At 68.8% G+C, this 26,287-nt stretch carries 20 protein-coding genes, 1 tRNA gene and 1 pseudogene; 14 read left to right on the top strand and 8 right to left on the bottom strand.

What is annotated here, in order from left to right:
• The 3 genes and pseudogenes from QGN30_RS25770 to QGN30_RS17660 all read right to left on the bottom strand — a co-directional run.
• Window positions 1-75, bottom strand: a pseudogene (locus tag QGN30_RS25770) (hypothetical protein); the annotation flags it as partial.
• 10 nt (window positions 76-85) lie between these two features.
• A complete protein-coding gene (locus QGN30_RS17655) occupies window positions 86-940 on the bottom strand; it encodes an energy-coupling factor transporter transmembrane component T family protein (protein ID WP_008255659.1) in 855 nt (284 codons plus the stop codon).
• Window positions 937-2,973 (bottom strand): ATP-binding cassette domain-containing protein, encoded by a 2,037-nt coding sequence (locus tag QGN30_RS17660; protein ID WP_225336764.1) that lies wholly within the window; start codon window positions 2,971-2,973, stop codon window positions 937-939. The genes QGN30_RS17655 and QGN30_RS17660 overlap by 4 nt, the downstream gene beginning before the upstream one ends.
• 109 nt (window positions 2,974-3,082) lie before the next feature.
• Here QGN30_RS17660 and QGN30_RS17665 point away from each other — a divergent pair, with 109 nt between their 5' ends.
• The 3 genes from QGN30_RS17665 to QGN30_RS17675 all read left to right on the top strand — a co-directional run bounded on the left by QGN30_RS17665 (window position 3,083) and on the right by QGN30_RS17675 (window position 8,024).
• Window positions 3,083-3,571, top strand: coding sequence for a MarR family winged helix-turn-helix transcriptional regulator (locus tag QGN30_RS17665; protein ID WP_008255657.1), 489 nt, complete (start codon window positions 3,083-3,085; stop codon window positions 3,569-3,571).
• 114 nt (window positions 3,572-3,685) lie between these two features.
• On the top strand, window positions 3,686-6,022 hold the full coding sequence (locus tag QGN30_RS17670) for an ATP-binding cassette domain-containing protein (RefSeq protein ID WP_008255656.1): 2,337 nt from the start codon (window positions 3,686-3,688) through the stop codon (window positions 6,020-6,022).
• 49 nt (window positions 6,023-6,071) lie between these two features.
• A complete protein-coding gene (locus tag QGN30_RS17675; protein ID WP_014379818.1) occupies window positions 6,072-8,024 on the top strand; it encodes an acyl-CoA dehydrogenase family protein in 1,953 nt (650 codons plus the stop codon).
• Window positions 8,025-8,068: 44 nt separating this feature from the next.
• Here the strand turns inward: QGN30_RS17675 and QGN30_RS17680 are convergent, their stop codons facing one another.
• The gene (locus QGN30_RS17680; protein WP_008255654.1) at window positions 8,069-8,536 is read right to left on the bottom strand and encodes an LppP/LprE family lipoprotein; all 468 of its coding nucleotides are present in this window, start codon (window positions 8,534-8,536) and stop codon (window positions 8,069-8,071) included.
• Between the two features lie 329 nt (window positions 8,537-8,865).
• On the opposite strand from QGN30_RS17680, the gene QGN30_RS17685 reads away from it, so the two are divergent.
• The 10 genes from QGN30_RS17685 to QGN30_RS17730 all read left to right on the top strand — a co-directional run bounded on the left by QGN30_RS17685 (window position 8,866) and on the right by QGN30_RS17730 (window position 21,719).
• Window positions 8,866-13,107 carry a bifunctional nitrate reductase/sulfite reductase flavoprotein subunit alpha gene (locus QGN30_RS17685; RefSeq protein WP_038538572.1) on the top strand — a complete coding sequence of 1,414 codons (4,242 nt, stop codon included), beginning with the start codon at window positions 8,866-8,868 and terminating at the stop codon, window positions 13,105-13,107.
• A 117-nt stretch (window positions 13,108-13,224) separates the two neighbouring features.
• Window positions 13,225-13,482 carry a hypothetical protein gene (locus QGN30_RS17690; protein WP_369798898.1) on the top strand — a complete coding sequence of 86 codons (258 nt, stop codon included), beginning with the start codon at window positions 13,225-13,227 and terminating at the stop codon, window positions 13,480-13,482.
• A 148-nt stretch (window positions 13,483-13,630) separates the two neighbouring features.
• A complete protein-coding gene (stf0, locus tag QGN30_RS17695) occupies window positions 13,631-14,434 on the top strand; it encodes a trehalose 2-sulfotransferase (protein WP_008255650.1) in 804 nt (267 codons plus the stop codon).
• 140 nt (window positions 14,435-14,574) lie between these two features.
• A complete protein-coding gene (locus QGN30_RS17700) occupies window positions 14,575-14,727 on the top strand; it encodes a hypothetical protein (protein ID WP_162130882.1) in 153 nt (50 codons plus the stop codon).
• Window positions 14,721-15,851, top strand: coding sequence for a YeiH family protein (locus QGN30_RS17705; protein WP_008255648.1), 1,131 nt, complete (start codon window positions 14,721-14,723; stop codon window positions 15,849-15,851). The genes QGN30_RS17700 and QGN30_RS17705 overlap by 7 nt, the downstream gene beginning before the upstream one ends.
• A gap of 485 nt (window positions 15,852-16,336) precedes the next feature.
• Window positions 16,337-17,269: a cysteine synthase A gene (gene cysK, locus QGN30_RS17710; protein WP_008255646.1), complete on the top strand. Its 933-nt coding sequence runs from the start codon at window positions 16,337-16,339 to the stop codon at window positions 17,267-17,269.
• 2 nt (window positions 17,270-17,271) lie between these two features.
• A complete protein-coding gene (gene cysE, locus QGN30_RS17715) occupies window positions 17,272-17,955 on the top strand; it encodes a serine O-acetyltransferase (protein WP_064938756.1) in 684 nt (227 codons plus the stop codon).
• Window positions 17,956-18,097: 142 nt separating this feature from the next.
• The gene (locus QGN30_RS17720; RefSeq protein ID WP_136245804.1) at window positions 18,098-19,219 is read left to right on the top strand and encodes an LLM class flavin-dependent oxidoreductase; all 1,122 of its coding nucleotides are present in this window, start codon (window positions 18,098-18,100) and stop codon (window positions 19,217-19,219) included.
• The gene (locus QGN30_RS17725; RefSeq protein ID WP_008255641.1) at window positions 19,216-20,337 is read left to right on the top strand and encodes an LLM class flavin-dependent oxidoreductase; all 1,122 of its coding nucleotides are present in this window, start codon (window positions 19,216-19,218) and stop codon (window positions 20,335-20,337) included. Before QGN30_RS17720 ends, QGN30_RS17725 begins: the two co-directional genes overlap by 4 nt.
• Window positions 20,334-21,719, top strand: coding sequence for an NtaA/DmoA family FMN-dependent monooxygenase (locus tag QGN30_RS17730; protein WP_248923604.1), 1,386 nt, complete (start codon window positions 20,334-20,336; stop codon window positions 21,717-21,719). The genes QGN30_RS17725 and QGN30_RS17730 overlap by 4 nt, the downstream gene beginning before the upstream one ends.
• Window positions 21,720-21,747: 28 nt before the next feature.
• On the opposite strand, the gene QGN30_RS17735 is transcribed toward QGN30_RS17730, so the two are convergent.
• Window positions 21,748-21,820 (bottom strand) — tRNA-Asn (locus QGN30_RS17735).
• A 243-nt stretch (window positions 21,821-22,063) separates the two neighbouring features.
• On the opposite strand from QGN30_RS17735, the gene QGN30_RS17740 reads away from it, so the two are divergent.
• A complete protein-coding gene (locus QGN30_RS17740) occupies window positions 22,064-22,342 on the top strand; it encodes a hypothetical protein (RefSeq protein WP_009953068.1) in 279 nt (92 codons plus the stop codon).
• On the opposite strand, the gene dnaG is transcribed toward QGN30_RS17740, so the two are convergent.
• The 3 genes from dnaG to QGN30_RS17755 all read right to left on the bottom strand — a co-directional run bounded on the left by dnaG (window position 22,326) and on the right by QGN30_RS17755 (window position 26,274).
• A complete protein-coding gene (gene dnaG / locus QGN30_RS17745; protein WP_248923603.1) occupies window positions 22,326-24,278 on the bottom strand; it encodes a DNA primase in 1,953 nt (650 codons plus the stop codon). The two genes, QGN30_RS17740 and dnaG, sit on opposite strands and share 17 nt — an antisense overlap.
• A gap of 30 nt (window positions 24,279-24,308) precedes the next feature.
• The gene (sodC, locus tag QGN30_RS17750; protein WP_009953071.1) at window positions 24,309-24,926 is read right to left on the bottom strand and encodes a superoxide dismutase[Cu-Zn]; all 618 of its coding nucleotides are present in this window, start codon (window positions 24,924-24,926) and stop codon (window positions 24,309-24,311) included.
• Between the two features lie 70 nt (window positions 24,927-24,996).
• Window positions 24,997-26,274 (bottom strand): deoxyguanosinetriphosphate triphosphohydrolase, encoded by a 1,278-nt coding sequence (locus QGN30_RS17755; RefSeq protein WP_009953073.1) that lies wholly within the window; start codon window positions 26,272-26,274, stop codon window positions 24,997-24,999.
• Between the last annotated feature and the right edge of the window lie 13 nt (window positions 26,275-26,287).

Here is a 26,287-nt window from a genome sequence, read left to right on the forward strand (position 1 = left end):
CCCTCCGGGCCCGTCGGCCGCCAGGTGGCGCACCCCGGGCTCGGTCCAGGTGCCCGGATCGTCGAAGGCGCGCACGGCTTCGCGCCTAGTGAAGCTGGAGGATCGAGTCGACGACCACGCCGGCGGCGCCGGCCGCGGCGGTGATCGCCAGTGTCACCCAGTCCGCGAGCTTCGGACGTCCGGGAGCGGCCGAGAGCTGACCGATTCCGCCACGGGCGGTGATCGCATCGCCCATTTCGTCGGCGCGCCGCAACGTCACAACGATTGCCGCGGTGAGCAAGTCGATCATGTCCCGCGCCTGCTGGCGCCGGCGCGCCCGGCGGCTGCGCGGAGTCTCGTTGGGACGCAGGCGCCGGGCGGCGTAGAGCACCTGGAACTCTTCGATCAACATCGGGAAGGCGCGCAGCGCGAGCGCCAGGGCAACCGCCCATTCGTCGCTCGGGATCCGCAACCACCGCAAGGGCCGGCCCAAAGCGGCCAGCGCCGGCCCCATTTCGGCGACGTTGGTGGTCCAGGACAGCATCGCCCCCAACCCGATCAACACGATCGACAGCGCGGTGACCCGCACGAAGTGCAACGTGCCGCCCAGCCCGATATGCACGCCGGCAATCGAGACCACGGGGCTTCCGGCGCCGAGAGCGGCGGTGATGCCGCCCACCGCGAGGACGATCCATATCCAGCGCCGCGGCGAGGGCAGCGCGCCGCGGGGAATGTGCGCGAGCCGGGCCGCCGTGATCAGCAACACCAACATCAGCCCGACGCTCGCCCAACCCGGGTAGAAGGTCAGCAGTATCGAGACGCCCAGCACCACCAACAGTTTGGTGCCGGCCCACAGTTCGTGAATTTTCGACGTTCCGGGCACCGGCACCAGCAGGACGACCGGCCGGGGAGTGCGCCGTGTTTTTCCCTTCGCCGACTTGGCGTCCGCGGGCGCGGTCATGGCATGCCCCCCGCCGCCGTCGACGCCGTCTCGAGCACGCCGTTGCGCAGATACAGGGATCGCGGGCAGAGCTCCTCCAGCCCGACGATGTCGTGGGAGATGACCACCAGCGTCAAACCTCGTTCCCTGCGCAGGTTTTCCAGCAGCCGCAGCAGGCCCCGCTGACTGCCGACGTCCAATCCCGCCAGTGGTTCGTCGAGGACGAGCGCCCGCGGGGAACGGGCCAGCAGCCCGGCCAGCACGACACGGCGCATCTGGCCGCCACTGAGTTGATCGATGCGCCGCGTGCCCATCGCCGGGTCCAGGCCGACCGATATCAGCGCCTCGGCCACCCGATCTTTGTCATGATGCGAAAAGCCCGCTGCGGAAGCGACTTCGGCGTCGACGTGGTCGCGCATCAGCTGCAACCGGGCCGACTGGAACGAGAGCGCGACCTCCCCGACGTGTTCGTGGGTGGGCTCGCCGTCGATCAGGCAGGTACCGCTGGTCGGAGTCGTCAACCCCGCCATGATCCACGCCAAGGTCGATTTGCCCGACCCGTTGCCGCCGTGGATCAACACCCCGTCACCCTGCTCGACCACGAAGCTGACATCGCGCAGGGCGACCTTGGCCCACGGTGTGCCGCTGGCGTATTCGTGGCTGACGTCGACGAGCTCGAGCACCGGCGTGCGCGACGGGGCCGCGACGTGAGGCGTCTGGGCGTGGGTGGCCGGGGTCTCGGCCTTGGCGGTGTTATCCGGTGAATCGCTGAGCGTGATGATGCGGTCGGCGGAGGCGGCCTCGTTGTCGTAGTGGGTGATGTGCACCAAGGCGCTCTGGTGGCGTTTCGCAAGACCAGAGAGCACGCCCAGCAACGCATCTCGCCCCTGCTGGTCGACCATCGTGGTGACCTCGTCGGCGATGAGCAACGCCGGATCGCGCGCCAGCGCCGCCGCGAGCGCAAGGCGCTGCAGCTCTCCGCCGGACAGGCTGCCGGTGTCGCGCTCGGCAAGTCCCTCGAGCCCGACCTCGCGCAGCAATCCGCCCACATCGATCTCCGCCCCCGGCGGCAAACCCCACACCACGTCGTCGGCGACGCGCGTGCCCAGAACTTGACTTTTGGGGTGCTGCAAGACAATTGCGGTGCCGCCCATTTCGCCCAGCCCCACCGCGCCGGGGCGGTCGATGGTTCCCGACGTCGGCTCCCGGCCGGCCAGCATCAACATCAACGTGGTCTTGCCCGAACCGTTGGCCCCGGTCACGGCGATGTGTTCGCCGGCCTGGACGGCGAGGCTGATCTCGCGCAGCGCGTCCCGGTCGGCGCCGGGATACCGGAACGACACCTTGTCAAGCCGCACGGGCACCGGCCCCACCGGAGCACTGCCAGCACCCTCGGAGACGTCCAACTTGTGCACGTCGGGAATCTTGCGCATTCGCTCCAGGAGGCGAGACAGCGCCGACCAGCTGATGAACGAAACGATGACGACCAACAAGACCATGTACGGGAAAATCAGTAGCTGCCAGTGGTGTATCCCGTTGGCGACGTATCGCTTCAAAGCGTCGCCCACGCCCGGCAGGTGTACCCAATTCAGGAATGCCGCGACCCCGTTGGCATTGGCGGTGATGACGTCGAAGAACAGCTGCCGCAGCCGCGTCAGCACCGCCAGGACCGCGACCCACCCGGCGCCCCACAGGACTCCGGCGATCAACGACAAGAAGGCGACCGTCGGCGTGCCCCGGCCCTTGCGCTTGACGATTCCGCACAGTCCGCCGACCCAGGCGCAGTCGACGAGCATGAACAGGCTGCCCAGTCCGGCGATCAAAAAGGCGATCACCCCGCCGGCTACGGTCGCGGCCATCAGGGCGCGGGGGCGGTAGCGGTACGCCAGCAATCCCATGGGCACGGTGCCCAGCACGCCCAACCCCTGAGCGAATGGGATTACCGCGGCGAGGATCTCGATCGCCGCGCAGAGGGCCCCCATGACCGCGGCCTGTGCCAACTCATTCGGACGCAGGGCCCCTTCCCCGGGTTGCCGAATACGCAGCAAGGTCACTTGGGCGATTCTGCCAGTCCCGCGAGGGGGTGTCCGCTGAAGAAGGGTTTTGGCGCGGCACGCCTGGTCGCTTCGCCCTCGCTTAGCAAAGCTATGCAACCATGGATACATGGACAATGTCGTCGACACCGCAAAGCTCGAGGGAGCGCAGGGGCTGGGGGCCGATCTGCTCGCCGTGGTCGCGCGGCTCAACCGCCTCGCCACCCAGCGCATCCAGATGCCGCTGCCGGCCGCGCAGGCAAGGCTGCTGGCCACCATCGAAGTTCACGGCGAAGCCCGAATCGGTGACCTCGCCGCCGTCGATCACTGTTCGCAACCGACGATGACCACGCAGGTGCGTCGCCTCGAGGAAGCGGGTCTGGTGACCCGCATGGTCGACCCGGGAGACGCGCGCGCCGTCCGCATCCGCATCACCGCCGAGGGCAGGCGCACCCTCAACGCGGTCCGGGCCGACCGCGCCGCCGCGATCGAACCCCAATTGGCGCTGCTCGACGCCGGTGACCGCCAGGTGTTGATGCAAGCGGTCGACGTGTTGCGCCGACTGCTCGACGATGCCACCCTGGCCACCTCGCTCGCGGGCCGCCGTACCTCGCTGTGAACGTCACAATGCTGGAGAGCGGACCGCGAGCGCGGGTAGACACGTAACCGAACGGGCGACCGGCGCCTGACGGCGAGACCCAATCGAGCTGACCGGTGACGAAAGGTGGCGGCCATGCCGACCGAGGCTTCGGCCGTTCCGGCCTCCCCGCTGACCGTGTGGGCCGGACCGAGCAGGTATGTCTTTTCGCCGGGACGCGACGTGCTCGTCGGCTATGGCCCGGGCTGCGACATCCCGCTGGAGCGCCTCGGAAGTCCCGCGCCGCCGCCCGCGCCCCATCCGGATGTGGTGCTCCGGTTCACCGGGGCCCAATGGGTGGCCATCGATCTGAGCCACCGCGGCATCTTCCTCGACGGATTTCGCGTGCCGACGGTCGAGATCCGCGACGGCCTGGGGATCACCATCGGCGATCCCCAGCACGGCCCGCGGCTGATTTTCCAGCTCGCGCCCGCCCCCGCCGCACCGGGACACCCGCCGCCCGGCGGGCCCGATCCGCGGGTCCCCACCCAAAGCGCCACCCAGCGCATGCCCGTGGTGGCGCCCCCACCGACCCCGGCGCCCCCACCCCCGCCAGTAACGCCGCATCCCGCGGCGCTCCCTCCCTTTCAGCCACCGGTCGCACCGACGCACCCGCCCGTCGCACCGGCCGAACAACCAAAAGGCCCGGGCCTGATCGAGCGGGTGATCACCTCGAAGCTGCGCGCCCAGCGCCCCTCCATTCGCAGCGACGAGGCCAACTCCACCTTCCGTCTGCCGCTGCGAACCGCGGCGCGCACCACCGGGGTGACGGCGTACCAGCTGGGCCTTGCCGTCGACGGGCGGCAGATCCTGTCGGACATCTCGTTCGGGGCCCGTCCGGGCACCATGACCGCCGTCATCGGGCCCTCCGCCGCGCGCAATTCCGCGCTGCTGGCCGTGCTGGCCGGCACCAGGGCACCCAGCTCCGGGCGCGCCACCGTCGATGGGCACGACGTGCACGCCGAACTGCAAGCCATGCGCAGCCGCATCGGGATCGTCGCGCGTGACGACCGGCTGCACCGCCAGCTCACGGTCGAACAGGCCGTGCAGTACGCCGCCGAAGTCCGGCTGCCACCGGAGGCCTCGGCCGAGCAGCGCGAGCGGGTTGTCGGCCAGGTGCTCGACGAGCTCGACCTGACGCCGCACCGCACCACCCGGATCCGCAAGCTCGCCCCCGAGGTGCGCCGGTGCGCCGCCCTGGCGATCGAGCTGATCACGCGGCCGAGCCTGCTCGTGGTCGACGAACCCACCGCCGGGCTGGACCCGGCGCAACAGCGCCACGTCATGGCGGTGCTGCGGCGCCAGGCCAATATCGGCTGTGTCGTCATCGTCGCGATCTCGGCGCGCGCGTCGCTCACCGACGTCGACACGTGCGATCAGGTGCTGGTACTCACCGGGGCGGGCAAGGTCGCGTACCTGGGCACCCCCCTCGACGCCGGATCCGCCATGGGCACCACCGACTGGTCGCAACTCCTCGCCCGGGTGAGCGCCGATCCCGACGGAACGCACGCCGCGTTCCGCGCGCGGCCGCAGCCGTTGACCGCCCCGCCCGAGGTCGCCGCGCCGTGGACGCCGCCGGCCGGGCTGCCCCGGCGCCGCCAGATCCGGTTGCTGGCCCGACGGGAGGTCCGCCTGCTCCTGGCCCATCGCAGCTACTTCGCGTTCCTGGCGATCCTGCCGTTCGTGCTGGCGGGGCTGACGCTGCTGATCCCGGGCGACGCAGGCCTGACGCGTCCCGGGCCGGGCGGCGCCAACGGGCACGAAGCCATCGAAATCCTCGCCGCCCTCAACGTCGGCGCGGTGATCCTGGGCACGGCCCTGACCATCCGCGCCCTGGTCCTCGAGCACCGCGTCTTCCGCCGGGAACAACAGGTAGGACTGTCCGCGCCGGCCTACCTGGCCGCCAAGCTCACGGTGTACGCGCTGGCCGCCGCCCTGTGGACCGCCGTCATGTTCGCGATCGTCGTCGCCGTGCGGGGCGGACCGGCGGGCGACGCCGCGTTGCTGCGCAACGCCACGGTCGAGCTCTACGTCACCGCGGCGGCCACCGCGATCGTGTCCGCGGTGATCGGCCTCACCCTCTCGGCGCTGGGCACCGCGCTCCGGCAAGTCCTACCGCTGGTGGTCCCGGTGATCCTGGCGTCCGCGCTCTTCAACGGGAGCCTGGTGCAGCTGGTGAGCCTGTGGGGGTTGCAGCAGATCAGCTGGTTCGTCCCGGCCCAGTGGGGCTTCGCGGCCTCGGCGTCCACGGTGAATCTACGCAGGACCGACGCGCTGGCCGCCAACGTCTTGACGTGGACCCACTACAGCGGCTGGTGGGTCTTCGACATGGTGATGCTCGGCCTGTTCGGTGCCGTCGCGGCCGGGTTCACGCTCTACCGGCTGCGCTCGCCGCTGCCCGGCGAGCACCGCCCACCGGTCCGCGGCACCTGAACCGTCGTTCTTGTTCCCCGCGGCGCGAGCCGCGCATTACTGTCGGCTTATGGCGCCACAAAAGACAAGCACCGCAGAACATCTCCGCAACGCGCTGGACGGCCGGTGGCGTGACGTCAGAAACCGGATGCGGACGACGCTGACCGAGGACCTGTTCCGCCCGCACTACACCCCCAACACGGTGATCGCCCGCACCAAGGTGGCGGAGCAGATGAGGATCATGGCGGCGTTCGGCGCGGCCGCCGACAGCTTCCGCAAAGAACATGGCGGCACCGGCGACGTCGGCGCGGCGATCACGATGATCGAGATGCTGGCGATGTCGGACCTCTCGCTGATGGTGAAGGCCGGGGTGCAGTGGGGGCTGTTCGGCGGTGCCGTGGAGAACCTGGGCACCGAGCGCCACCACGAGACCTACGTGCCCAAGATCATCAGCCTGGAATTGCGCGGCTGTTTCGCGATGACCGAGACCGGGCACGGCAGCGACGTGCAGTCGCTGGAGACCACCGCGACCTACGACGCCGAGACGCAGGAGTTCGTCATCGACTCCCCCACCCCGTCGGCGCGCAAGGACTACATCGGGGGCGCGGCCGAAACCGCAACCATGGCAGCGGTTTTCGCGCAACTGATCACCACCGAGGACGGCAAGCCGGTCAATCACGGCGTGCACTGCGTGCTGGTCCCGATCCGCGACGAGGACGGCAACGACCTGCCCGGGATCACCACGTCGGACTGCGAATACAAGGGCGGGCTGCCCGGGGTGGACAACGGCCGCATCGTGTTCGACCACGTTCGCGTCCCGCGGGTGAACCTGTTGAACAAGTACGGCGATGTCGCCCCCGACGGCACCTACAGCTCGCCGATCGAGAACCCCAACCGCCGGTTCTTCACCATGCTGGGCACTTTGGTGCGCGGCCGGATCACCGTGGGCGGCAGCGCCGGCGCCGCCGGCCGGGTGGCGCTGGACATCGCGACCCGGTATGCGTTGCAGCGCAGGCAGTTCAGCGCCCCCGACGACGGTTCCGAGGTGCTGATCATGGACTACCTGGTGCACCAGCGGCGGCTGTTCCCGCTGATCGCGAAGTCCTACGCCCTGCAGTTCGCGCAGAACGAACTGGTCAGCAAATGTCATGACGTCCAGAGCGCCGACGCACCCGACGCCGACGAGCAACGCGAGCTCGAAGCCCGCGCGGCCGGGCTAAAGGCCGCCAACACCTGGCATGCCAGCCGCGCGATCCAGGAATCCCGCGAGGCGTGCGGCGGCGCGGGCTATATGGCCGAGAACAGGTTGATCGGGCTGCGCGGTGACACCGACGTCTTCACCACGTTCGAGGGCGACAATCACGTGCTGACCCAGCTGGTGGCCAAGGAACTGCTGACCGCGTACGCCGACGACATCAAGAGCATGAGCCCGGTCGAATGGGTGCGCTTTGCCGCCAACACCGTCGGTGAACGCGTCATCAAACGCACTGCGGCGGAAGCGATTATCCAAACGATCGTGGACTCCCGCCAGGACAGCGAGGAAGAGGGCAGCCTGTTCAATCGCGGCACGCAGATCAAGATGTTCGAAGACCGCGAGGAATACCTGCTGGCGTCGGTGGCGCGCCGGCTGCAGGCGAAATCCAAAGAGATGTCGGAATTCGACGCGTTCAACTCGGTGCAGGACCACGTGCTGCACGCGGCGAGCGCCCACATCGACCGCGTGGTGCTCGAAGCGTTCGTCGCCGGGATCGACGGCTGCGCGAACGAGGAGGCCCGCGAGCTGTTGGGGATCCTGTGCGACCTGTACGCGTTGTCGGTGATCGAGGACGACAAGGCGTGGTACATCGAGCACCGGTACCTGTCCACCGAGCGCGCCAAGGCCGTCACGCGGGGAATCAACGACCGCTGCCGGGCGCTGCGCCCGCACGCCGCGACACTGGTCGACGGCTTCGGGGTTCCCGAGCAACTGCGTTACGCCGAGATGCTGCACCCGGAGAACTTGGCGGACGCCGTCACAAGCTGACAGGCGAAGCCGATCGGCGTCGTCGAAGCCCTTGGCCCGACGGGTTATTGGTTGGGAACCTTGCCGACGGTTTGCAGCTTGCCGTCCGGGCCGATCCGGAACTTCACCGTCCCGATCCCGCTGGGACAGCACAGCTGATCATTTCCCTTCTGCCACTGGTACTGAACGGTCACGGTGTCATCCGAGGGAGGCAGCACGGTGATGTACGGCTTTGGGTTCGGGGTGGCGGTCCCGAGCGGCCTGTTGTGGTCGAAGAAGAGCAGCTGCTGGGGAGTCGACTCATTCGCGATCGTGGGGATGATCTGCACCCACGACAACCGGCAGTTGCGGGTATGGCCGCGCCCGATTTCAACCCAGATGGTGCCGGGGATCGCGATGGGGACCGCGGTGATCGCCTGGCGCACGGTGTCGGCGGTCGGCCCGTCGGAGGCCTTGCAGGTGTCGGGCTTGGCCTGCGGTGGCGTGGGCGCTTTGCCGCCGCAACCACAGGCCAGCAAAACCAGCACGATCACAGTGAGCCGACGCACGCGGTGAGCTTAGCGAAGACTGTGAATGTTCCGTCGGTTTGGTCGGAAAGCCCGTTCTGAGAAGCGTCGTGCGGGGTGCGCGACGTAACCTCGTGCGGGGCGGGTGGTCAACGGTGACCTGCGGTAACGCGATCCCCCGCCGCGAATTCCCCCGGCGATTTCACATTGGCGTGTCGGCCGGTGAGAGAAGAAAGTAAACGGGGGGAAATTGCGGGGAGCGGCGGCGAAACATGCCTGCTCCACAATGAACTCACTCGATACGGAGCTAACCCGTACGCACTCGACGGAGGGACGTGAGCGTGGCCACGGAGTCCATGGCGGAGGAGAACGCCGTGAACACCATGTGCGCGTATTGCGGCGTCGGTTGCGGCATGGTGTTGCAGATCACAACGGACCCGGAAACGGGTCGCGGTCACGTCACCAAGTCGGTTGGCAACAAAGAACATCCGGCCAACTTCGGCCGGCTGTGCACCAAGGGCGCCACCACCGCGGACATGCTGGGCGCCCCCGGCCGCATGGACTCGGCGTACGTGCGCACCGATCGCGGCGAACCGCTGCAGGCCATCGACCCGGATCAGGCGATCACCCAGTGCGCGAGACGGTTACGGGCGATCATCGACGAACACGGCGCGGACGCGTTCGCGATGTACGTGTCCGGCCAGATGTCCATCGAGGCGCAGTACCTGGCGAACAAGCTGACCAAGGGGTTCATCGGCACCAACCAGATCGAGTCGAACTCGCGACTGTGCATGGCCAGTGCGGGTTCTGGCTACAAGCTTTCGCTGGGCGCCGACGGCCCCCCGGGTTCGTATCAGGACTTCGAACACGCCGACGTCTTCTTCGTCATCGGCGCCAACATGGCGGACTGCCACCCGATCCTTTTCCTGCGCATGATGGACCGCGTCAAGGCCGGCGCAAAACTGATCGTCGTCGACCCGCGCCGCACGGCGACCGCCGACAAGGCGGACCTCTTCCTGCAGATCGCCCCGGGGTCGGATCTGGCGCTGCTCAATGGCCTGCTGCACCTGATCGTCGAGAACGGCCACACCGACCCCGAATTCATCGCCGAGTTCACCGAGGGCTGGGAGGTGATGCCCAGCTTCCTGGCGCAGTACACCCCCGCCAAGGTCAGCGAAATATCCGGCATCCCCGAAGACGACATCCGCGCCGCGGCCCAGATGATCGGCGAGGCCGACAATTTCGTGAGCTGCTGGACGATGGGGCTCAACCAGAGCACCCACGGCACCTGGAACACCAACGCCATCTGCAACCTGCATCTGGCCACTGGGGCCATCTGCAAGCCCGGCAGCGGTCCCTTCTCCCTCACCGGGCAGCCCAACGCGATGGGTGGCCGCGAGATGGGTTACATGGGACCGGGCCTGCCGGGGCAGCGGTCGGTCGCCTCGGCCGAGGACCGCGAGTTCGTCGAAGACCTGTGGGGCGTCCCCCGCGGAACGCTGCGCACCGAGGTCGGCACCGGCACCATCGACATGTTCTCCCGAATGGCCGCCGGACAGATCAAGGCGTGCTGGATCGTCTGCACCAATCCCGTTGCCTCCGTTGCCAACCGCAAGACGGTGCTGGCCGGACTGGAGCGCGCCGAATTGGTGATGGTCCAGGACGCGTTCCTCGAGACGGAGACCACCGAATACGCCGACGTGTTATTGCCAGCGGCCCTGTGGGCGGAGTCTGAGGGGGTGATGGTCAATTCCGAGCGCAACATGACGCTGTTCCAGCCGGCGGTCCCCGCACCGAGTCACGCGATGCCGGACTGGCAAATCATCGCCCGGATCGCCTGCGAGATGGGCTTTTCGGAGGCGTTCAGTTACGACTCCGCCGAGGAGGTCTTCGAGGAAATCAAGCGGTTCTCGAACCCGAAGACCGGTTACGACCTGCGCGGGATCAGCTACGAGCGGTTGCGCCGGAGTCCGGTGCAGTGGCCGTGCGCGCCGGACAGCGAGGCCGATCGCAACCCGATCCGCTATCTGAACGACGGTGTCAGCCAATCACAGTTGGTCCGCGACGACGGCACGGTGCCGCGACTGGCCTTTCCGACCCCGAGCGGCCGTGCGGCGTTCTTCGCCCGCCCGCACCTGCTGCCCGAGGAGATGCCGGACGACGACTACCCGTTCCTGCTGAACACCGGCCGGCTGCCGCACCAATGGCACACCATGACCAAGACCGGCAAGGTCGCCAAGCTCAACAAGCTCAACCCCGGACCGTTCGTCGAGATCCACCCCGACGACGCCGCGAGGCTTGATATCGCCGACGACGATCCGATCGAAATCGCTTCTCGCCGCGGCCGCGCGGTGCTGCCCGCGGTCGTCAGCGATCGGGTGCGTCCGGGCAACTGCTTCGCGCCGTTCCACTGGAACGATGCCTTCGGCGAGTACCTGTCGATCAACGCCGTCACCAACGACGCCGTCGACCCGATCTCGAACCAGCCCGAATTCAAGGCGTGCGCCGTCACCTTGACGAAAGTAGCTGTCTCCCAACCCGATCCGGACACCACGACGACGGCGAACACCGACGCACCGGACGCCGCGGCCAGGGAGGTACGAGAAATCAGCGTGCCCCAACTCGACACCCTGGGCGAATTGCTCGGCGTCACAACACTGCCCAAGCCGGAATTCAACGAACTCGGCCGCGCCTACCTCGCCGGGATGCTGACCGGGCTCCGCTCGGACGCCGGCCGCCGCGCCGCCGGGGTGCCGACCTTGCCGCCGAGCGCGCCGTTCGATTCCGGCACCCGGTTGTGGGTGGACGGCCTACTGGCGGGATTGTTCTCGCGCGCCGACGGACCCAAGCCGGTGGCGCTGCCCGTGGCGCCCCCATCGGCTCCGGCGCCGGCCGTTGGGCAGCCGCCCGTCGCGCCGGCCGGGCCCCCACCCGCGCCCGAGCGCGCTCCCGTCGTGGTGCTGTGGGCGTCGCAGACGGGGACTGCGGAGGAGCTCGCCGCCGACATCGCCGCCCGACTGGCCGACGCCAAGCTGCCGGTCTCATTGCACAGCATGGACGACTTCCCGGTGGCCGAGCTGACGAAAACGCGGGAGCTATTGCTCATCACCAGCACCACCGGTGACGGCGACGCGCCCGACAACGGTGCCGGCCTGTGGCGGGCGCTGACGTCCGAGACCGCGCCGCGATTCACCGATACCCGCTACGCCGTGCTCGCGCTGGGCGACTCCAATTACGACGACTTCTGCGGCCACGGACGCAATCTCGACGCGCGGCTCGCCGAGCTGGGCGCGACCCGCCTCACCGGCCGGGTCGACTGCGAACCCGACTACGACGACTCCGCGGCGAAGTGGCTTGGCGACATCATCGACGCCCTGACCCGGACCCCCACCTCCGTCGGTGGCGACGGCAGGGCGGCGGCGCCGGCCCGCGCCTCCACGGTGGTGGCGCCGTCGCGCCCGGGCCCGCCCGCGCCGAGCACGTACAGCAAGAAGCATCCGCTGATCACCGGCATGGTCCGCAACACCGTGCTGAGTCGGCCGAAATCGGCAAAAGACGTGCGGCACTTGGTTTTCGACCTGCCGGAAGAAACCGTGACCTACGAGGCCGGTGACGCGCTCGGGGTGTGGCCGCGCAACAGCGACCAGCTGGTCGACGAATGGCTGTCCGTCACCGGGCTGGACGCGCAGACACCCGTCGAGGTCGGCGAGCACGGGCTGATGTCGTTGCGCTCGGCGCTGACCGAGCGCATCGAAATCGCCCACATCAGCCGGGACCTGGTGCGGTTCGTGCAGGAGCGCACGGGCGATGCGAAACTCGCGGAGCTGCTGAAGCCGGAAAACAAGCGCGCCCTGGCGGATTGGTCGTGGGGCCGGCAATCCATCGACCTGCTGGCGCAGCTGCCGGTCATCGCGTCGGCCCACGAGTGGCTGCGAGTGCTCAAACGCCTTCAGCCGCGGCTGTACTCGATCTCATCGAGCCCGAAAGAGTGCCCGGGCGAGGTTCACCTGACGGTCTCACCGGTGCGCTACAACTTCCAGGGCGTCCCGCGCCGCGGGGTGTGTTCGACCTACCTCGCCGACCGTTCCCCTGGCGATCGAGTCGCCGTGTACCTGCAGTCGTCGAGCAATTTCCGCCCGCCGAGCGACCCGGACACGCCGATGATCATGATCGGTCCGGGCACCGGCATCGCGCCCTTCCGCGGCTTTCTGCAGGAGCGGCGCGCGCTCGGCCACACCGGACCCAACTGGTTGTTCTTCGGCGAGCAACATGCCGCCACCGACTACTACTACCGCGACGAACTCGAACAGATGCGTGACGACGGCTTTCTCACCGAGTTGGACCTCGCGTTCTCCCGGGACCAGCAGCAAAAGGTCTACGTGCAGCACCTGATGCGCAACCGCGGCGCGCAGCTGTGGAGCTGGTTGCAGGACGGCGCCCAGCTCTACGTCTGCGGCACCGCCGACCCGATGGCCAAGGACGTCGACCGCGCGCTGTGCGACATCGCGGCCGAATTCGGCAACCTCGACCCGGACGCGGCGCAGGCGTACGTGCAAGGGCTCAGCGCCGACAAGCGCTACCACCGCGACGTCTACTAGCGCCGATCCGCCGCTGACATCGAACTTGTAATACGGCGGAAACATCGCGCATCCGCCGATGAAACATCCGCGTCGCACCATGCACTCAGAAGGTCGCGCACCTGAAGGGGTCGTCGTATGACTCGGGACTGTGATGGACCCGATCGGGTCCTCGAGAACGGCTGCCCGCTGCGATGCCGCCTACGACGCGTCGGCGTGACGGAGGAGCGGGTGGATTGGGCGGGGCTGCCCGTCAACCTGGACTTCGCGTTCTCGCGCGATCAGCGCGACAAGGTTTACGCCCAGCACCTGATGCGCAGGCGCTTGTGCGTCTGCGAGATCGCCGCCGAGCAGGCTCCTTTGGCTGCGACGAAACAAAACCTCGAATATTCCTGAATCCCTTGGGTTCACGAAACCGTGGCTTTGGCTGGCCGTCCGCGCCGGAGCTATAAGGGCAACATCGGGGCGACGCAAGGTTTTCATTCACGCCGACCCTAATCGTGCTTGACAGATTGGGATTTCAAATTCTGGTTAGACTCTGCGGGTGACAAACAGGCCGTCGTCATACCTGGTGTTGGCGTCGCAGCGCAGCGGCAGCACGCTGCTGGTCGAATCGCTGCGCGCGACCGGCGTGGCCGGCGAGCCGCAGGAGTTCTTTCAGTATTTGCCGGCCACCAGCCAGTCGCCACAGCCACGGGAGTGGTTCGCCGGCGTCGACGACGAGTCGATCCTGAATCTGCTTGACCCGCTGGACGCCGGGACCCCGGACCTCGCGCCGCCCGAGATCTGGCGCGCCTACATCCGTACGGTCGGACGGACGCCGAACGGGGTGTGGGGCGGCAAGCTGATGTGGAACCAGACACCGCTGCTGCTCGACCGCGCCAAGAACCTGCCGGACCGAAGCGGCGACGGCCTGCTCGCGGCCATCCGCGACGTGGTGGGCGAAGACCCGCTACTGATTCACGTCTACCGGCCCGACGTGATTTCGCAGGCGGTGTCCTTCTGGCGCGCGGTGCAGACCCGCGTCTGGCGGGGCAGGCCCGACCCGGCCCGCGACGCACGCGCCACCTACCACGCCGGGGCGATCGCTCACGTGGTCACCATGCTGCGCGCGCAAGAAGAGGGCTGGCGGAACTGGTTCGCCCAGGAGGGCATCACGCCCATGGAGATTCCGTATCCGGTGTTGTGGCGCAACCTCACCCAGGTGGTGGCCTCCATCCTCGAGGCGCTGGGTCTCGACCCGCAGCTGGCGCCGGAGCCGGTGCTCGAACGCCAGGCCGACCATCGCTCCGACGAGTGGGTGGACCGCTACCGTGCCGACGCCGAGAAGCGCGGCCTGCCAACCTGATCGACCGCCCCGGGCGAGCTAAATTCTGCCCGAGTCAATCACTTGGACGCGCCGGACCCACGGGCCACGATTCCCCTCAACGGGATGCGGCTGCGCAAGCCGCCACTGTCGCCCGGGGAGTCGCGTGAGGAGTGGCCATCGTGGGTGAGGGCGTGCCAGAGGACGACGCGCTGCGGGGACCGCGCTGGACCGCGAGGCTCGGCGCGATATCGGTGGACTGGTGGGCGACCGCGGTGGCCGGCGCCATCGTCGCGCTGGCGGTGGCCGACGTGCTTCCGAAGGTTCCGTGGTGACCGGCGTGAGCACGGTGCGCGTCGAGCCCGGCGAAGCATCTGCCGAAACCACGTTCACCAGTACCCGTCCGCTCGACTATGTCCCGGGCATCCTGCTGCTGATCGGCGTCGGGGTGCTGGGCAAGTACGCCCAGATCTGGTGGAACGCGCTGGCCAAACACGAGCACTGGACGGTGCCCGACATCGAATACGTGTTGTGGGCGATCGTGATTGGGCTGCTCATCACCAATACCGTTGGCCTGCACCCGATCTTTCGCTCCGGCGTGCTGACCTACGAATTCTGGCTCAAGGTCGGCATCGTGGCGCTCGGTTCGCGTTTCGTGCTGGGCGACATCGCCAAGCTCGGCGGGATCAGCCTGGTGCAGATCCTGGTGGACATGACGATCGCGGGGACGATCATCATCGTCGTGGCCCGCGCGTTCGGGTTGTCGGGCAAGCTCGGCTCGTTGTTGGCGATCGGCACGTCGATCTGCGGGGTGTCGGCGATCGTGGCGGCCAAGGGCGCGATCCGGGCCCGCAATTCCGATGTCAGCTACGCGATCGCGGCGATCCTGGCGCTGGGCGCGGTGTCACTGTTCGTGTTGCCGCCGCTGGGCCACGCGATCGGGCTCACCGATCACGAATTCGGTTTGTGGGCAGGGCTTTCCGTGGACAACACCGCCGAAACCACCGCCACGGGCTACCTGTACTCCGACCACGCCGGCAAGATCGCGGTGCTGGTGAAGTCGACCCGCAACGCGCTGATCGGTTTCGTCGTGCTGGGCTTCGCGCTGTATTGGGCCGCGCGCGGGCAGGCCGACGAGATCGCGCGGGGCGCCAATGCCAAGGCCGCGTTCGTCTGGAACAAATTCCCGAAATTCGTGCTCGGCTTCCTGGCGGTGTCGGCGATCGCCACCGCCGGCTGGCTGACCAAAGGCCAAACCGCCAACCTCGCCAACGTGTCGAAATGGGCGTTCCTGCTGACCTTTGCTGGCGTGGGCCTCAACACCGATATCCGTCAGATCGCGCGCACCGGCTGGCGCCCGCTGGTCGTCGCGGTCATCGGGCTGACGGTCGTCGCCACCGTCTCCCTCGGCATCGTGCTGCTGACGTCGCGGCTGCTCGGGTGGGGTGTCAGCGCCTAGGCACGGCGCCGACACATGCGGAGACCCTCGCGCCGAGCCGATCGAAGCGATGACCAGCCCAGACGGCGCGGATCCCGGCTGAGCCCAACGGGCGAAAACCTCGCCTGTCCTATAGTGGACGCATGCAACACTCCGTACAGCTGCGCTTTGTCCCGTCGCGCGTCGCGGACTGTTCGTGTCGCTGTTGTTGATCCGCACGCCTCTGACACTGTAGAAATCCGCGCGCTAGCCCATGTCAGGGCGGTTTCGGTGTATTTGTCCGGCGGCGTCAAGACGCGGGCTCACGGAGATTTTCAGGAAAATTAGCGACCGATGACCGTATCGTCCGAGCCGATTCACGCCCTGGCGGGAGCTAGCCGCAGCGGCCCTGATCAGGCTCGACTCGATTATGCGGCGCTAGCCATCCCGACCGAGATGAACATAGAGTTCGATATTAGCTGGCAGGCTGAGAGGCCTGGTCCTACATCGTTGGAGACAAAAGGTAGATGAGCATCGCCGAGAACGTCACGGAACTGATCGGAAACACCCCGCTGGTCCGGCTCAACAGGGTCACCGACGGTGCGGTCGCCGACGTCGTCGCCAAGCTGGAATTCTTCAACCCGGGAAACAGCGTCAAGGACCGCATCGGGGTCGCGATGATCGACGCGGCCGAAAAGGCGGGCGTGATCAAGCCGGACACGATCATTCTCGAACCGACGAGCGGGAACACCGGCATCGCGCTGGCGCTGGTGGCGGCCGCACGCGGCTACCGCTGCGTGTTGACCATGCCGGAGACGATGAGCGTCGAGCGGCGAATGTTGTTGCGCGCGTTGGGCGCCGAGATCGTCTTGACACCCGGTCCGGAGGGCATGCCGGGCGCCATCGCCAAGGCCGAGGAATTGGCCAAGAGCGACCAACGGTACTTCGTGCCGCAGCAGTTCGAGAACCCGGCCAACCCCGAAATCCACCGCAAGACAACGGCGGAGGAAGTCTGGCGCGACACCGACGGCAAGGTGGACATCTTCGTCGCCGGGGTCGGGACCGGCGGCACCCTCACCGGGGTGGCTCAGGTCATCAAAGAACGTAAGCCCTCCGCACAATTCATCGCCGTCGAGCCGGAGGGGTCCCCGGTGCTCTCCGGTGGACAGAAAGGGCCGCACCCCATCCAGGGCCTCGGCGCCGGTTTCGTCCCGCCGGTGCTGGCGATGGACCTGGTGGACGAGGTCATCACCGTCGGCAACGAAGAGTCGATGACGTTGGCCCGGCGGCTGGCCGCCGAAGAGGGACTGCTGGTCGGCATCTCCTCGGGGGCCGCGCTGGCGGCCGCCCTGAAGGTCGCCCGCCGCCCGGAAAACGCCGGAAAGCTCATCGTCGTCGTGCTGCCCGACTTCGGCGAGCGCTACCTGAGCACGCCGCTGTTCGCCGACCTGGCCGATTAGTCATGCTCGACGCCATTCGCACCGACATCCGGGCCGCCAGGGAGCGAGACCCCGCCGCCCCGACCACGCTGCAGGTGATCTTCGCCTATCCCGGGGTGCACGCCATCTGGTTTCACCGCATCAACCACTGGCTGTGGCTGCGCGGGGCGAGGCTGATCGCGCGCATCACCGCCGAGATCACCCGAATCCTGACCGGCGTCGAGATTCATCCCGGCGCCGTCCTGGGCCCCGGGCTGTTCATCGATCACGCCACCGGCGTGGTGATCGGCGAGACCGCCGAGGTCGGCGAGGACGTGACGATCTACCACGGCGTCACCCTCGGCGGCAGCGGCAGGGACACCGGCAAGCGCCATCCCACCATCGGCGACCGGGTGATCATCGGCGCGGGCGCAAAGGTCTTGGGCGCGATAAAAATCGGCGACGACAGCCGCATCGGCGCCAACGCCGTGGTGGTCAAAGAGGTTCCGTCCAGCGCGGTGGTCATCGGGGTGCCCGGACAGGTCATCAGCCGCAGCCGTCCCGGCAGTCCGGACGACTCGATGATGCCCGATCTCGTCGGTGTCAGCCTGCAGTCGCTGCTGACCCGGGTGACCAAACTCGAGGCCCGGGCGGACGGCGCGCAGACCAACCACGTCATCCGGCCCCCCGAAGCCGGAGTCTGGTACGGCGAGGACTTCTCCATCTGATTCTTCGGCGATGAACTCGGCAGAGTATTACTCACGCTGACGTTAACCCCGCCCCGGAATGCATTGCCGCGCTGAGCGTTGCACAGTGGGTTATGGACACGATGCACGACGGCGTCCCGACGGCAGATTCCGCGGCCCGGTCATGACCGAGCTGCATCTGGCCGTGGGGCTCGACGGCTACGGGTGGCACCCCCACGCGTGGCGATACGCCTTCGCGCACAACGCAACCGGCGGCGGGCAACTCAGCGGGCGATACTGGGCCGCGCTGGCCGCCACCGCCGAACGTGGCCTGCTGGACTTCCTGACCATCGACGACAGCCTGGATGCGCAGCCGGGCCGCCGGCCCGAGATCTCGCCGCGGCGCCTGGCGGGGCGCGCCGACGCCACGCTCGTGGCCGCGCGCATCGCGCCGGTCACCGCACACATCGGACTCATCCCCGTCGCGACGGTCACCCACACCGAGCCGTTCCATGTCTCGAAAGCGATTGCGACGCTTGACCATATTTCGCACGGCCGGGCCGGCTGGCAGGTGCGGGTGAGCCCGACGGCACACGAGGCGGTGCTGTTCGGCCGGCGATCCGCGCCCGACGGCGACGAACTTTTCCACGAGGCCGCCGACGCCGTGGAGGTGGTGCGCCGCCTCTGGGACAGCTGGGAGGACGACGCCGTCATCCGTGACGTGGCGACCGGCCGCTACATCGATCGCGACAAGCTGCACTACATCGACTTCGCCGGCGAGCACTTCTCGGTCAAGGGACCGTCCATCACCCCGCGCCCTCCCCAGGGCCAGCCGGTGGTGGCGGCGGTGGCGCACGCGCCGCGCGTCTACGAATTCGCCGCCGCCAGCGCCGACCTGGTGTTCGTCACCCCACGCGACGAGGAATCGCTGCGCGCGATCCTGGCCGAGGTCGGCCACGCGCAGCGTGCGACGGGCCGCACGATCCAGGCCTACGCCGATCTGGTGGTGTCGCTGGGCGAGGATCCGCTGACGCCGGGGGCGGCCATCTCCTCCGACGCGCACGTCTTCCGTGGCCGCGCAAGCGATTTGGCGGAGCTGCTGGTCGCCTGGCAGGACGCCGGGGTCGACGGGGTGCGGCTGCGGCCCGCGGTCAACGCGATCGACCTGCCCGCGATCGTCGACGACCTGGTGCCGCTGCTGCAGCGCGCCGGGCGGTTCCGCACCCGCTACCGCGAGGGCGAGACGCTGCGGGACCGCCTCGGCCTGGCGCCCGCCCCCAACCGCTACGCGACGGCGCCGTCATGAGCCTCACTCCCCTGTCGATCCTGGACCTGGCACCCATCAGCGCCGGCAGCGACGCCGCGACGGCGCTGCGCAACACCATCGACCTGGCCCAGCACGCCGAACAATGGGGCTACAAGCGTTACTGGCTCGCCGAGCACCACTTCGTCGCGGTGGCCAGCTCGTCACCGGTGACGCTGATCGGCCAGATCGCCGCGGCCACCGAACGCATTCACGTCGGATCGGCCGCCGTGCAGGTCGGCCACACGACGGCGCTTGCCGTGGTGGAGAGCTTCGGCATCCTCGACGCGTTGCATCCCGGCCGCATCGACATGGGCCTGGGCCGCTCCGGGCAGCGGCGGCAAGAGGCCGCGACCTCGCGCGCCCCCCAGCCCGACCGCGCGCCCGAGCCGTGGCGGGACGTCGACGGCCTGCTCGTCCCCACACCGTTCGACCAAACCCCGCTGATGAGATCCGAACGGATGCGGGCGCAGGCGTCGGTGCTCGCCCAACCGTGCGCGCAGCCGGCGGATTTCGCCGACCAGGTCGCCGACATCGAAGCGATGCTGGACGGCACCTACGCCGTCGACGGCCATCAGCTGCGGGCGGTTCCCGGCGAACACGCGCAGCTGACACCGTGGATCTTCGGCAGCACCAAGGGACAGAGCGCCGAGGTGGCCGGCGCCCGCGGGCTTCCGTTCGTCGCCAGTTACCACATCACCCCCGGCACCGCGCTCGACGCGATCACCGCGTACCGCAACGCCTTCCGCCCCTCCGCCCGGCTGGCGCGGCCGTACGTGGTGGTGTCGGCCGACGTCGTGGTCGCCGAGGACAGCGCCACCGCGCGCTACCTCGCGTCCAGTTACGGCCACTGGGTGTATTCCATTCGTAGCGGCCGGGGCGCGATCCCCTACCCGGATCCCGACTTCTGCGAACCCCTGACCGAGGCCCAGCAGGCATTGGTGGCCGACCGCACCTCAACACAATTCGTCGGCAACCCCGATGAGGTCGCCGACCGGCTCGAGCTGCTGCGCCGGGTCACCGGTGCCGACGAACTTGTCATCACGTCCGTCACCCACCGGCACGCCGACCGGCTGCGCTCGCATGAACTGATCGCCAAACGATGGGGGCTGACCGGATGACTGTTCGAGATGCGGGAGAGCGCAAGCAGATACACCTGGGCGCCCACTTCCCCGGGGTGAACAACACGACGGTGTGGTCGTATCCGAGCGCGGGCAGCCAGATCTCGTTCGAATCGTTTGTGCACCTTGCCCAGACCGCCGAGCGGGGGCTGTTCGACTTCTTCTTCCTTGCCGAGGGGCTGCGGCTGCGCGAGCACCGCGGCAAAATCCACGATCTCGACGTCGTCGGCCGTCCCGACACGTTCACCGTGCTGGCCGCGCTCGCCGCGGTGACCGACCGACTCGGCCTGGCCGGCACCATCAACACCACCTTCAACGAACCCTTCGAGGTGGCAAGGCAATTCGCGACGCTGGACCACCTGTCCGACGGGCGTGCGGCGTGGAACATGGTCACCTCCTCCGACGCGTTCACCGGGGAGAACTTCCGCCGCGGCGGGTTCCTCGCCCACGCCGACCGATACCACCGGGCCGAGGAGTTCATCCGCGTCGCGCGCAAGTTCTGGGACAGCTGGGCACCCGACGCCGTGATCGCCGACGTCGACGCCGGCACCTACGCCGACCCGGCGCGCATCCACGTCGTCGACCATTTCGGTCCGCAGTTCGGCGTCCACGGCGTGGCCGCGCTGCCCGCCGGGCCGCAAGGACACCCCGTGCTGTTGCAGGCCGGTGACTCCAGCGACGGCCGCGACTTCGGCGCCAGGCACGCCGACGCCCTGTTCACGCTGCACGGATCGCTCGAGGCGGGGCAGCGCTACTACGCCGACGTGAAGGGCCGCGCCGCCGCCCACGGGCGCGACCCCGACCAGCTCAAGGTCCTGCCCGGCGCGACGTTCGCGCTGGGAGACACCCCCGACGAGGCGCAGGACAACGCGCGCCACATCCGCGAGCAGCAGGTCAGCGGTCCGACCGCGATCGCGTTTCTCGAGCAGGTGTGGGGCGTGGACCTGTCGGCCTACGATCCCGACGGACCCCTGCCCGACGTCGACCCCGTCGAGAACCCGAACATCACGAGAGGACGGGTCCGGCACGGCGATCCCACGACGGTCGCCCAAACCTGGCGGGCGCGAGCGGAGGCCGAAAACCTCTCGATCCGGGAGCTGATCATCGAGGTGACCAGCCGCCAGCAGTTCGTCGGAACGCCGCAGCAGGTGGCCGCCGAGATCGACCGCTACGTGCAGTCGGACGCCTGCGACGGCTTCATCCTGGTGCCGCACCTGACGCCACACGGCCTCGACGAGTTCGTCGACAAGGTGGTCCCGCTGCTGCAGGAGCGCGGCAGCTTCCGCACCGAGTACAGAGGCCACACGCTGCGCGAGCATCTGGGTTTGTCGCCGACGCCGGGATGGGCGGGAAATCCGGCCGGTATCGCGAGCGGGCAGTGACGGCCGAGCGGCCCGCTGAATTTTGCTGCTCCCCCGCCTGGACTCGAACCAGGAACCCTTCGGTTAACAGCCGAATGCTCTGCCAATTGAGCTACAGGGGACTAACCCGATCGCGGGACGACTCTAGCGTACTGGCACGACCACGCCCAACTGGCGCGGGTCGCCCCGTGGCGATCGCAAGCGCGGCGTAGCCGGGCGCGGCGGGTCGCCACCGTCCGGCCCCGTGGCGATCGCAAGCGCGGCGTAGCCGGGCGCAGCGGGTCGCCACCGTCTCACCCGGTCGACCGCGCACACACCCCACCGGGTGAGGCAGGATGGAGCCATCGATAGTCGGGAGGAACGCTTTGATCCGGTATGTCGTGGTGCTGGGACTGGGTTACGTGCTGGGCTCGAAAGCCGGTCGTCGGCGATACGAGCAGATCGTCGGCACCTATCGAGCGCTGACCAGCAGCCCGGTGGCCAAGTCGATGATCGAGGGGGGACGCCGCAAGATCGCGAACCGGATCTCCCCGGACGCCGGCTTTGTCACGCTGGCGCAGATCGACGACCAAACCGCCATCATGGAACGCGACGTCGAGCCGCTGCCCGACGAGGAGCTCGAGACCTCTACTCGTCGCCGCTAGCCTGCTCCAGCAGGCTGCGCCGGTAGGCCTCCATCGCTACCAGGTCGCCGAACAACGCGTGATACTCGTCGCCCTGTTCGATCGGCGACATGCGCTGCAACTTCGACTTCACCTCGGCGATCTGCCGGCCCATCCACACCTCTTGCAGGCGGGCCAGCACGCCGGCGATGTAGCGCGGCATTTTCTCCTCGTCGACCTGGATGGCCTCGACGCCCAGCTCGCTGATCAGCGCGGCCGTCAAGGGCGACGACGCCCGATCGCGCACCACCTCGAGCCACTGCGCCCCGGTGACCCCGCTCGACGTGCCGCCTGCGGTCTCGATCGCCGCGCGGATGGCGGCGTAGCCGGGGTGGGTGAAGCTCTCGACGGTCAGCGTGTCGAAGACCGGGCCGGCCAGCGCCGGATACTGCAACGCCGACTTGAGTGCCTCCCGTTGGGGCCACAGGGTGGGGTCGCGGGGGTCGGGACGGCTGGCCGCGGCATGGGCCGCGGCGGCGGGTTGCTCCGCGCGCCGCGACGCCTTGGGTCCGGCGCCGCCGCGGGCCGGGATTTTGGCGTTCTTGGATTGGCCGCGCACCCGGTCGATGACCTGCGCGACGTCGTCCCAGCCGACCCACCCGGCGAGCTGGCGGGCGTACTCGTCGCGCAGCGTGGGGTCCTTGATCTGGCCCACCATGGGCACGCAGCGCCGCAGCGCGGCCACCCGGCCCTCGGCGCTGTCCAGGTCCATCTCGGCGAGCGCCGACCGGATTGCGAACTCGAACAACGGCGTTCGCCGGGCCACCAGGTCGCGCAGGGCGCCGTCGCCGGACTTCAGCCGGAGATCGCAGGGGTCCACGCCGTCCGGCGCGACGGCCACGAACGATTGACCCGCCAGGTTCTGCTCGCCGCCGAACGCCTTGAGGGCGGCGGCCCGCCCGGCCGCGTCGCCGTCGAACACGTAGATCAGCTCGCCGCGAAAGAAGCTGTCGTCCATCATCAGTCGGCGCAGCATCGCCAGGTGCTCGTCGCCGAACGCGGTGCCGCACGACGCCACGGCGGTGGTGACCCCGGCCAGATGCATCGCCATCACGTCGGTGTAGCCCTCCACGACGACGGCCTGATGGCCCTTGGCGATGTCGCGTTTGGCCAAGTCGATGCCGAACATCACGTTCGACTTCTTGTACAGCAGCGTCTCCGGGGTGTTGATGTACTTGGCTTCCATCGGGTCGTCGTCGAAGAGCCGCCGGGCGCCGAAACCGATCACCTCGCCGGCCGAGGAACGGATGGGCCACAGCAGGCGGCGGTGGAAGCGGTCCATCGGCCCGCGGCGCCCCTGCCGCGACAGGCCCGCCGCTTCCAGCTCTTTGAACTCGAAACCCTTGCGCACCAAGTGCTTTGTGAGTGAGTCCCAGCCCGACGGCGCGAACCCGCAACCGAAGTGACGGGCCGCCTCGGCATCGAAGTTGCGCTCGGTCAGATACTGCCGCGCCGGCGCCGCCTCGTCGGATTCCAGCGCCGCGGCGTAGAACTCCGCCGCGGCCGCGTTGGCCGCGACGAGCCGGCTTCGGCTGCCTCGGTCGCGCTGCACACTGGTCGCCGGGCCGGAGTAGGTGATGGTGTGACCGATCCGGTCGGCGAGCAGCTCGACCGCCTCGACAAAGCTGACGTGCTCGATCTTCTGGATGAAGGCGTACACGTCGCCACCCTCGCCGCAGCCGAAGCAGTGGAAGTGGCCGTGGTTGGGGCGGACGTGAAACGACGGCGACTTCTCATCGTGAAACGGACACAGCCCCTTGAGCGAATCCGCGCCCGCGCGCCGCAACTGCACGTAATCGCCGACCACTTCGTCGATGCGCACCCGCTCGCGGATGGCGGCGATGTCGCGGTCGGGAATCCGGCCGCGGCCCCGGGCGCGTGCGTCGCCGTCGCTCCGTGAACTTGCCGGGCTTGACATCGGCTCAGTCTAAGCGCGCGGCGGCGAACGCTATCCCGTTCCGATGACGCCGCACGCGACGCGATCCATCGCGTTCTCGGTGTCCTGGGCGCCGTGCAGCATCAGCGCGGTCTTGGCACCGGCCAGCAGGTCGTCCCGGGTGAACGAATCGGTGGTGGTGACCAGGTAGGCCGCGCCGTCCTGGCGCACCTCGAGCGTCGCCAGGTCGCCGCTCTCGGGCTTGCCGGTGTGGCCGGGCGCCTGGTAGTGGCCGCCGGCGGACAAGAAGTTGCCCGGCGCACCGCCGGTGGGGGCCACCGAATTCGGCTCGCACTTGCCGATCTCGTGGACGTGCAGGCCGTGCAGGCCGGGGGTCAGGATGCCGGTCGCCACCGTCTTGACGGTGACGGTCACATAGTTGCCGGTGAAGTCGAAGGTCGCGGTGGCCGCCGTCCGGCCGTCGGGTGTCTTCAACTCCGCGCTGAGCGAGCCGCCGGCGGGTGCCGGGGTCGTCGCCTCCCCGGAGGACGTCGGTGCGGCGGTTTTCACCGGCGGGGTGGTGCCCGGCTGGCTGCTCTCGTGCTGCGGTGAACTGCAGGCGGTCATGGCGACGACGGGAAGCCCCATCAGAAGGGAGGCCATCAAAGGCGAGCCGCTGAATTTCTTCATGTCGGGCAGCCTAACTCGCGGCGGCCGCGCCGATCCCCGGGCCGGACAAGTTGTTGCGCCCCACGACCCGCTACGGGCCGGCCTGGCGGGCGTCGATCCGTTCCAGCCGGCCCTCGGTGTAGGAGGCGATTTGATCGACGATGACCCGCCACCGGGCGCCGTCGTCGGCCGCGGTGTTGAAGGCCGCGGCGAAGACCGGGTCGAGGGTTCGGGGGGCTCCCGCGTACAGCCAGTGGGCCACCCGGTGGATGCGCTCACGCTGCCCGGCCTGGGTTTCCTGATGGCGCGGGTCGGACATGATGAACTGCAGCGCCAGGATTTTCAGCAGCGCGACCTCGGCCCGCACCAGATCGGGAACCTGCAGCTCGGCCCGGTAGCGCACCAGCGGTCCGGGTCCGGCCGCCGCGCGGGTGGTGGCGATGGCGGCCGAGGCGAACCTCCCGACCAGCTCGCTGGTCAGCCGCTTGAGCGCGACCGACGCCGCGAGCGTGGCGTCGTACTTGCCCACGGCGGCGACCACCGGCAGCGCTGACAGCCGTCGCGCGGCCGCCATGAAATCGTCGGCGCGCACCCGGGAAAATTCGGTCTCGCCGAGTTTGGCCAGCGCGGCCGCCTCGTCGTCGTCGGCCAGCACCCGCAGGTCGATGCGTTGGGAGACGACACCGTCCTCCACGTCGTGCACCGAGTAGGCCACGTCGTCGGCCCAGTCCATCACCTGCGCCTCCAGGCACATCCGGCCCTCCGGGGCGCCCGCGCGCATCCAGGCCGCCGCCTCGCGGTCGGCGTCGTAGAACCCGAACTTGCGCGCCGCGCTCCCGTGGCCTTCGCCGCGGGGCCACGGGTATTTGGTGACCGCGTCCAGCGACGCGCGAGTCAGGTTCAGACCCGCGCTGTTGCCTTGGGCGTCAAGCACTTTGGGCTCGAGGCTGGTCAGGATTCGAAAGTTCTGGGCGTTGCCCTCGAAGCCGCCATAGTTCGCCGCGACCTCGTCGAGGGCCCGCTCGCCATTGTGGCCGTAGGGCGGGTGGCCGATGTCGTGGGCCAGGCCGGCCAGGTCGACCAGGTCGAGGTCGCAGCCCAGGCCGACGGCCATTCCCCGCCCGATCTGGGCGACCTCGAGGGAGTGCGTCAGCCGGGTGCGCGGCGTGTCCCCTTCCCGCGGCCCGACGACCTGGGTCTTGTCGGCCAGCCGGCGCAGGGCGGCGCTGTGCAGCACCCGGGCGCGGTCGCGGGCGAAGTCGGTGCGGTGCTGACCTTCGGTGCCCGGCAGACCCGCGGTCTTCGCGGCTTCGGTTACCCGTCGCTGACGGTCGAAGTCGTCGTAGGGGTCGCGCTGATTCCTGGTCACCGACGCACAGTCT

It is taken from the genome of Mycobacterium sp. 3-98, from assembly GCF_035918355.1.
GTDB classification, from domain to species: domain Bacteria; phylum Actinomycetota; class Actinomycetes; order Mycobacteriales; family Mycobacteriaceae; genus Mycobacterium; species Mycobacterium intracellulare.

Excerpts from the sequence above, each read along its gene's own strand:
- cysE (WP_064938756.1), top strand. The coding sequence starts at position 17,272 with ATGCTCGACGCCATTCGCACCGACATCCGGGCCGCCAGGGAGCGAGAC.
- QGN30_RS17730 (WP_248923604.1), top strand. The coding sequence starts at position 20,334 with ATGACTGTTCGAGATGCGGGAGAGCGCAAGCAGATACACCTGGGCGCC.
- QGN30_RS17665 (WP_008255657.1), top strand. The coding sequence starts at position 3,083 with ATGGACAATGTCGTCGACACCGCAAAGCTCGAGGGAGCGCAGGGGCTG.
- QGN30_RS17725 (WP_008255641.1), top strand. The coding sequence starts at position 19,216 with ATGAGCCTCACTCCCCTGTCGATCCTGGACCTGGCACCCATCAGCGCC.
- QGN30_RS17690 (WP_369798898.1), top strand. The coding sequence starts at position 13,225 with ATGACTCGGGACTGTGATGGACCCGATCGGGTCCTCGAGAACGGCTGC.
- QGN30_RS17685 (WP_038538572.1), top strand. The coding sequence starts at position 8,866 with ATGGCGGAGGAGAACGCCGTGAACACCATGTGCGCGTATTGCGGCGTC.
- QGN30_RS17670 (WP_008255656.1), top strand. The coding sequence starts at position 3,686 with ATGCCGACCGAGGCTTCGGCCGTTCCGGCCTCCCCGCTGACCGTGTGG.
- QGN30_RS17655 (WP_008255659.1), bottom strand. The coding sequence starts at position 940 with ATGACCGCGCCCGCGGACGCCAAGTCGGCGAAGGGAAAAACACGGCGC.
- cysK (WP_008255646.1), top strand. The coding sequence starts at position 16,337 with ATGAGCATCGCCGAGAACGTCACGGAACTGATCGGAAACACCCCGCTG.
- QGN30_RS17720 (WP_136245804.1), top strand. The coding sequence starts at position 18,098 with ATGACCGAGCTGCATCTGGCCGTGGGGCTCGACGGCTACGGGTGGCAC.
- QGN30_RS17675 (WP_014379818.1), top strand. The coding sequence starts at position 6,072 with ATGGCGCCACAAAAGACAAGCACCGCAGAACATCTCCGCAACGCGCTG.
- dnaG (WP_248923603.1), bottom strand. The coding sequence starts at position 24,278 with ATGTCAAGCCCGGCAAGTTCACGGAGCGACGGCGACGCACGCGCCCGG.
- sodC (WP_009953071.1), bottom strand. The coding sequence starts at position 24,926 with ATGAAGAAATTCAGCGGCTCGCCTTTGATGGCCTCCCTTCTGATGGGG.